The organism is Mesorhizobium sp. CO1-1-8 (assembly GCF_020164875.1).
In the GTDB taxonomy this organism is placed as follows: Bacteria; Pseudomonadota; Alphaproteobacteria; order Rhizobiales; family Rhizobiaceae; genus Mesorhizobium.
Genome location: NZ_JAIUGZ010000002.1, coordinates 649,395 through 656,104, shown reverse-complemented (window position 1 = coordinate 656,104; position 6,710 = coordinate 649,395). Strand labels below are relative to the sequence as shown.

Below are 6,710 nucleotides of genomic sequence, written 5' to 3'. Positions count from 1 at the left end.
TGACTGGAGGTCAGAAAATGAACATCAAGAGCCTTCTCCTCGGCTCCGCTGCGGCCCTGATCGCAGTTTCCGGTGCGCGCGCCGCCGACGCCGTCGTCGTCGCCGAGCCGGAACCCGCTGAATACGTCAAGATCTGCGACGTCTACGGCGCTGGCTACTTCTACATCCCCGGCACCGAGACCTGCCTGCGCATCGGCGGCTATATCCGTTACGACATCGGCGGTGGCGACCTCGGTTCGTTCGATGGTGCAAAAGCCGCGGATCACCAGGATGGTGATGACCACAATACCTGGCTGAAGAATACCCGCTTCACGCTGAAGACCTGGACCGGCCAGGAAACCGAACTCGGCACCTTGAAGACCTACACCGAGACCCGCTTCAACTTCGGCGACGACAACGCCTTCGAAGACGTCAACGCCGCCCACAACCGGAACGTCTCGCTGAACTTCGCCTGGATCCAGCTCGGTGGCCTGCGCGTCGGTAAGGACGAATCGGCCTTCGATACGTTCGTCGGCTACGCCGGCAATGTCATCCAGGATACGCTGGTTCCTTACGGCGATTTCGACACCAACGTCGTCCAGTACTACTTCGATGCCGGCAACGGCTTCTCGGCAGTGGTCTCGCTGGAAGAAGGTAACGCCAATGACACGATCGACAGCTATGTTCCGCATGTCGTCGGCGGCGTGAAGTACACGCAGGGCTGGGGCGCCATCACCGGTGTCGTCGCCTATGACAGCAACTACGAAGAAGTGGCCGGCAAGGTTCGCCTGGATGTGAACGTTTCCAACGAACTCTCGCTGTTCATCATGGGCGGCTACGGCTCGGACGACAACCTCAACGATAACCTCAGCAATCATGTCGACGCCAATGGTCGCGGCTTCTACAAGATGTGGGGTGGCAATTGGGCAGTGTGGGGCGGTGGCACCTACAAATTCAACGAAAAAACCTCGTTCAACGCTCAAGTGTCTGCTGACGATTGGAAGAACGTCGGCGTTGCCGCGAACATCGCCTATGACGTTGTTCCCGGCTTCACTGTCACGGCCGAAGTCGACTATCTTCATGCTGGCCGATTTGGCGATGTCAACTATGTTAACCCATCGTTCACACCGGCCGACAAGAAGAACAGCATCGGCGGCCTCCTCCGCTTCCAGCGCTCGTTCTAATATATTTCGACCTGTCGAAATCGAAACCCGGCGGACAACCGCCGGGTTTTTTCATATCGGGTTCTATTGGCTCGCCGAAATGCGGCGACGCCGCCCCCGAGACGAGTCCCTGCACTTCTTGAAGGTTTGCGAGCGGACAGCAGCCAGCCGACGAAGCCGGGCCCCGACAGCTTGGGCAATCGGGGCTATTCGCCAGTCCGGCAGCGCCTGAGTTTTCGCGCCAAGCCCTTCGAGCGTGTCGACCAGCAGAAATTAATCGACCAACCGAGCGATTGCATTTGGGACCATCGGGTGCGGAATCACGCGCATCCCTGCACTTCTTCAGCTCAGCAGTGCCAGCCAAAATCGAGGAGACGTGCGCGCATGAGAGGCACGCCAGACCCGTTTGAATTACGTGTCCGCCAAGTCGCCCAAAGCATCGATGAGTGGCTGGATCTCGCCTTCATAATTCTTCCAGCGCTTGACGGACGATTTGTAGATCGGCTGGCGGACCTGCCAGCGGCTGGGCGTGTTGACCGAACCATCCCTGTCGAAAAAACGCAGGCAGGCGTCATCCCAGGGCAGCCCAAGGTAATCTATGAGGCGGCGGGACTGCGCTTCCTGATCCTCGACCAGCGTTTCGTAGCGATTTTCGAAGATAAGGCCTGGAAAAACCTCGTTCCAATGGCGCATCAGTCGGTCATACTCGCGATAATACAGGCCTAGTATCCGCAAGTCAGTATTGTAACTGTGTTCTTTGTTGAAGCTCTGGACAAAGCAAGAGACGCAATTGTCGATGGCGTTACGGCGGCAATGAATGATGCGCGCGTTGGGAAAGAGAAGGCCGATAAGGCCGATCATTTCAAAATTATGCGGCATCTTGTCCACCACGCGAAGCGCGGCAGGCGCCCACTCCTTAAGGTAGGACAGATGCTCTTCCGCCAACGTTCTGGAGAGGTCTTGCGTGACCGACATGGCCGGCCGGCTCAAATCGCCGGCCGATGAGGTTTTAAGGCCGATTGCGTTGGCGACCCGCCTTAATTTGTTAAGCTCGCCTGCCCCTTGAACATCGGGATGGCTGGCGCAGATCTGTTCCGTGAGCGTTGTGCCCGACCGCGGCATGCCGACCACGAACACAGGCACTTCGGAAGGATTTCCATAGCCGGCCCTGGCCGCTAGAAAGTCCGGCGTGAAGGTTTCAATCAGGGAGTCGATCCAGCGGCGATACAGATTGATATCGAAGGTGTAGCCGGAGGCCTGTTTCGCCCTGTTGAAATGGTCGAATGCCTCACTGTGGCGTTTGAGGTCGTTCAGTACCTTGCCGGCAGCGTGATGGAGCTTGTAAGCACCGTTCGGATCAAGCTTGGGATTGCCAAGTTCACGCAGGATGGATTGGAGTTCCTCCGGCTCTTCGGTGAATTTTTTCGTCTGTACAAGGTCGTTGTAGGCAGCGGGCACGTCGATGCGACGTCCGATTGCTTCTTTCAGGTAGGCGGCGGCCTCATCCATGCGCCCCAGGCCGCTGAGCGCGCTGGCCAGCCCCGCCCGCACTTTGGGATGATCGCGGTTGATCTTGAGCGCCTTCTCGTAAAGCGGCAAAGCCATGTCGGGTTTGTCAAACTTGGTGTAGGCGCGCCCCAGTGCACAAAGCACCTCGATAAGGCTGGGCTGCAGTTCCAAGGCATACAGCATATGCTTGATGGCTGGCGAATATTCGCTGACGTTCACGTAGGCCTCGCCCAGACTGAGGTGGTAGTAGGGGTTTTTAGGTTCCTCGCCAACCGCCCGCGCGAAATATCGCAAGGCCATCTCGTCATCGTAACGCTGGTATAGGGTCCCCAGCATGTACAGAGCGAGCGGATGGTTTGGCGTGCGCGCCAGCACCCGAAGGCACAGGTCCTGAGCCTCGTCGAGCCGCTGGGCCTGCTGAAGGGCATAGGCCTGGTTCAGCAGCGCTTCGTCGGCCTGCACTCGCGATTGAGCGTTTCCTTGGCTCGCTGTCGGCTTGGGTATCGGCCCCTTCGCTTTCGGTGCGGGGCTGGGCTTGATGTGCTTGGACCAGGCAGGCGGCAGACGATTGTTCATTGCGTGTCGCTAGCAAAAACGGCCGAAAGAATCCAGCGCTACGGATCTGCCCGGCGGCAACTTGCACCGGCCCATCCGGCGCGCTAGCAAGAAGGCCCTTTCAAGCGAGCTTCCACCATGCACCAGCGCCCTCCCCTCATGCCGCTCATCGCAGCGCTTCCCTCGACGGTGCCGTTTGTCGGCCCCGAAGCGCAGGAGCGCGAGCGTGGCCGCGCTTTTCGCGCCCGCATCGGCGCCAATGAGAGCAGCTTTGGTCCCTCGCCGCGCGTCATCGCCCGGATGGCCGAGATCGCCGGCGACATGTGGATGTATTGCGATCCCGACAATCACGATCTGAAGGTGGCGGTGGCCGCGCATCACGGCGTGAAGGCCGAGAATGTCGTTGTCGGCGAAGGCATAGATGGCCTGCTCAGCCTGGTGGCACGCATGTATGTCGCGCCTGGTGACGCGGTGGTCACCTCTCTCGGCGCCTATCCAACCTTCAACTTCCACATTGCCGGTGTCGGCGGACGGCTGGTGACGGTCGCTTACGAGAACGACAGGGAAAGCCTGGACGGCCTGCTGGCGGCGGTGCGCAGGGACAAGGCCCCGCTGGTCTATCTCTCCAACCCGGACAATCCGATGGGCAGCTGGTGGGAGGCGAGCGAGATCATCCGCTTCCTCGAAGCGCTGCCGGAAACCACCATGCTGGTGCTCGACGAGGCCTATGGCGAACTCGGGCCGGCCTCGGCGCTGCCGCCGATCGATATCTCCAGGCCAAACGTCATCCGCATGCGCACCTTCTCGAAGGCTTATGGGTTGGCGGGGATACGCTGCGGCTATGCGGTGGCCGAAGCCCAGGTGATCCGCGACTTCGAGAAGATCCGCAACCATTATGGCGTCAGCCGGATGGCGCAGATCGCCGGCGTCGAGGCGCTCGCCGATCAGGACTATCTGCAAAGCGTGGTGGCGCGGGTCGCGGCCGGCCGCCAACGCATCGCCGGCATTGCCGAAGCGAACGGTCTGAGGCCACTGACGTCGGCGACCAATTTCGTCACCATCGATTGCGGCGGCGATGGCGCCTTCGCGCTCAAAGTTCTGCAAGCCCTGCTGTCGCGCGACGTCTTCATCCGCAAGCCGATGGTGCCACGGCTCGACCGCTGCATCCGCGTCAGCGTCGGCCTCGATCACGAACTCGACATTTTTGCCGAGGAGTTGCCTGGCGCGCTGGCAACAGCGCGGGGAAACTAGGATCGTCTGTAAGCAGACCGGCAGCAAAAGCTGCCTACAAATCCATTTCCCAGGTTTGGCCGATCAGATCCTTGCCGAAGCTGTGGTGGTGCTCCTGCGAGACCAGCCTGAAGCCGGCACGTTCGTAGATCGCGCGCGCCGCAACGAGGATGTCGTTGGTCCACAGCACCAGCTTGGTGTAGCCGCAAGCCCGGGCCTGGTTCACGCATTCCGCGACCAGTCGTTTGCCGATCCCGAGGCCGCGCGCCGACGCCTCGACATGCAGCATTCTCAGCTTGGCCACTTTGTCGTCCTGATGAACCAGGAACACTGCGCCGACGGGCTGACCACCGCGCTCGGCGATCCAGCAGAAATCGCGGCCGGGCACGAAATTGCGAATGAAATCGGCGCCGATCTCGGCGAGCATGGCCTCGAACTCGATCGCCCAGCCATATTCCTCGGCATAGAGTTGGGCTTGGCGCTGCACGACCCAGCCGACATCGCCGACGCGATGCGGGCGCAACGTCACCTCGCTGCTTTCACGGGTGGGATCGCCCAGCAATTCCCCCGCCTTGCGCAAGGCGCTGCGCAGTTCATGCAACCTGTCGTCGGGGACGCTTTCGATCAGCCGCGCCGTGTCCCGATCGGCCGCCGCCTGCAGTCTGGCAAGCGCTGCCTCGCCCCTTGCAGTCAGCGAGAGGACCCTTCGGCGCCGGTCAGCCGGGTCCGTTCGGGCCTCGGTCAGCCCCTGGCCCGCGAACTTGCGCAGGATCCGCGTCAGATAGGCGGCATCGACACGCAACTGTCTTGATATCTCGGAGGCCGCCGGGCCATTCTCCAGCCGAAAAGCCCCCGCCAGGAAACCTCGCTCGCCGGCGATTTCGGCGGAAGCCGGGCTGCTGCGGTGACCCAGTTCGAACAGTACGCGCGCCTCGGTCAACGTGAATGCACTTTGTGTCAGCGTCTCGTCGAGCAGGCCGACAGTGCGCGTGTAAAAGCGATTGAAGCGCCTGACATCGGCCACCAATGCGTTGCGCTCGTCCAGCATCTGCATCCAGCTCCCAACAGGCAGCTCCATTTTCCAAAATTAGTGGACTAAGTCAATTAATTTCAAAGCAGGAGTCCGAGCTATTGCGTCGTGCGCGCAATTCTCATGTTGCATTCCCTGAGCCATGCACCAGATTCCAACGAGACAGGCTTGGAGTGATTCATGGCTGGTCATCGCAGGAACGTGCAGGCGCGCGTCTACGGCAATGTGCAAGGCGTCGGCTTCAGAGCCTGGGCTCGGGATGAGGCCACAGGCCTTGGTCTTTCGGGCTGGGTTTGCAATGAAGCGGATGGGTCCGTAACGGCCCAGATCGCAGGCCTCGAGGAAGCGGTATCGACAATGATCGAGCGCCTCTGGAAAGGGCCGGCCGGGGCTTCGGTTTCGAAGGTCGACGTCGAGGAGTTGGTGGCAGAGAACGCCTCTGTCGGGTTCAGGGTCGTTGCATGAATGGATTGGGCCGGGCGCCTTGAATTAATTGAACGTTCGTTTTATTATTGCTCCGCAGAGGATCTGACATGGCGCGCACCGCTGGGTCCGATGGCGAAAAGACAGAAGCGACTATCCGTGAGGCAGCGGTCAACCTCATCGCGCGCCTCGGTTACGAAGCGATGTCGATGCGCCAGCTTGCCGCCGAGGTCGGTGTCCAGGCAGCCGCGCTCTACCGCTACTTTCCAACCAAGGAAGAGCTTCTGTTCACGCTGATGCGCGAGCACATGGAAGATCTGGCCACAGCATGGGAAGCAGCCCGCCCGGCGAACGCAGATTCGGCGCAACTGCTCTCGGCCTATGTGCGCAATCACATCGCCTTTCACATCCAGCGACGGCACGCCACGCATGTGTCGAACATGGAATTGCGCAGTCTGTCGCCCCAACGGCTGACACAGATCCTACGCATGCGCACAGCTTACGAGAAGGAGCTGCGCGCCATCCTGCGCGACGGCGACGAGACGGGCGCCTTCAGCATCGACGACACCGGGCTGACGGCCATGGCGCTGATCCAGATGATGACCGGCGTCATCGTCTGGTTTCGGCCGGGCGAACGGCTGTCGATCGCTGAAGTGACCACGACATATCTTTCAATGACAATGCGGCTCGTCGGCGCGAAGATCGACGCCTACAGCGCCGCGCGTCCCTTCGGACGCGCAAAGGACGCTGCAGCATTTTGATTCGCGCATGATCCCTTTCCGAAGATCAAAGTCCATTTTCGGAGTCATGCGCAGGGAGGA

At 60.6% G+C, this 6,710-nt stretch carries 6 protein-coding genes; 4 read left to right on the top strand and 2 right to left on the bottom strand.

From position 1 onward, the window contains the following. The first annotated feature begins 17 nt into the window (after nt 1–17). On the top strand, nt 18–1,163 hold the full coding sequence (locus tag LB558_RS06450; protein WP_224696762.1) for a porin: 1,146 nt from the start codon (nt 18–20) through the stop codon (nt 1,161–1,163). Between the two features lie 390 nt (nt 1,164–1,553). Here the strand turns inward: LB558_RS06450 and LB558_RS06445 are convergent, their stop codons facing one another. Next, complete coding sequence (locus LB558_RS06445; protein WP_224696732.1) at nt 1,554–3,227, bottom strand: tetratricopeptide repeat-containing sulfotransferase family protein; 1,674 nt, start codon at nt 3,225–3,227, stop codon at nt 1,554–1,556. Nucleotides 3,228–3,344: 117 nt separating this feature from the next. Here LB558_RS06445 and LB558_RS06440 point away from each other — a divergent pair, with 117 nt between their 5' ends. Further along, nucleotides 3,345–4,457 carry a pyridoxal phosphate-dependent aminotransferase gene (locus LB558_RS06440; protein ID WP_224696731.1) on the top strand — a complete coding sequence of 371 codons (1,113 nt, stop codon included), beginning with the start codon at nt 3,345–3,347 and terminating at the stop codon, nt 4,455–4,457. 34 nt (nt 4,458–4,491) lie between these two features. Here LB558_RS06440 and LB558_RS06435 read toward each other — a convergent pair whose 3' ends face one another. Then, entirely contained in the window at nt 4,492–5,490 is a 999-nt protein-coding gene (locus LB558_RS06435) for a helix-turn-helix domain-containing GNAT family N-acetyltransferase (RefSeq protein ID WP_318011612.1), read from the bottom strand. A 156-nt stretch (nt 5,491–5,646) separates the two neighbouring features. Here LB558_RS06435 and LB558_RS06430 point away from each other — a divergent pair, with 156 nt between their 5' ends. Then, entirely contained in the window at nt 5,647–5,931 is a 285-nt protein-coding gene (locus LB558_RS06430) for an acylphosphatase (RefSeq protein ID WP_224696730.1), read from the top strand. 68 nt (nt 5,932–5,999) lie between these two features. Further along, nucleotides 6,000–6,650 carry a TetR/AcrR family transcriptional regulator gene (locus tag LB558_RS06425; protein WP_224696729.1) on the top strand — a complete coding sequence of 217 codons (651 nt, stop codon included), beginning with the start codon at nt 6,000–6,002 and terminating at the stop codon, nt 6,648–6,650. Nucleotides 6,651–6,710 lie beyond the last annotated feature (60 nt).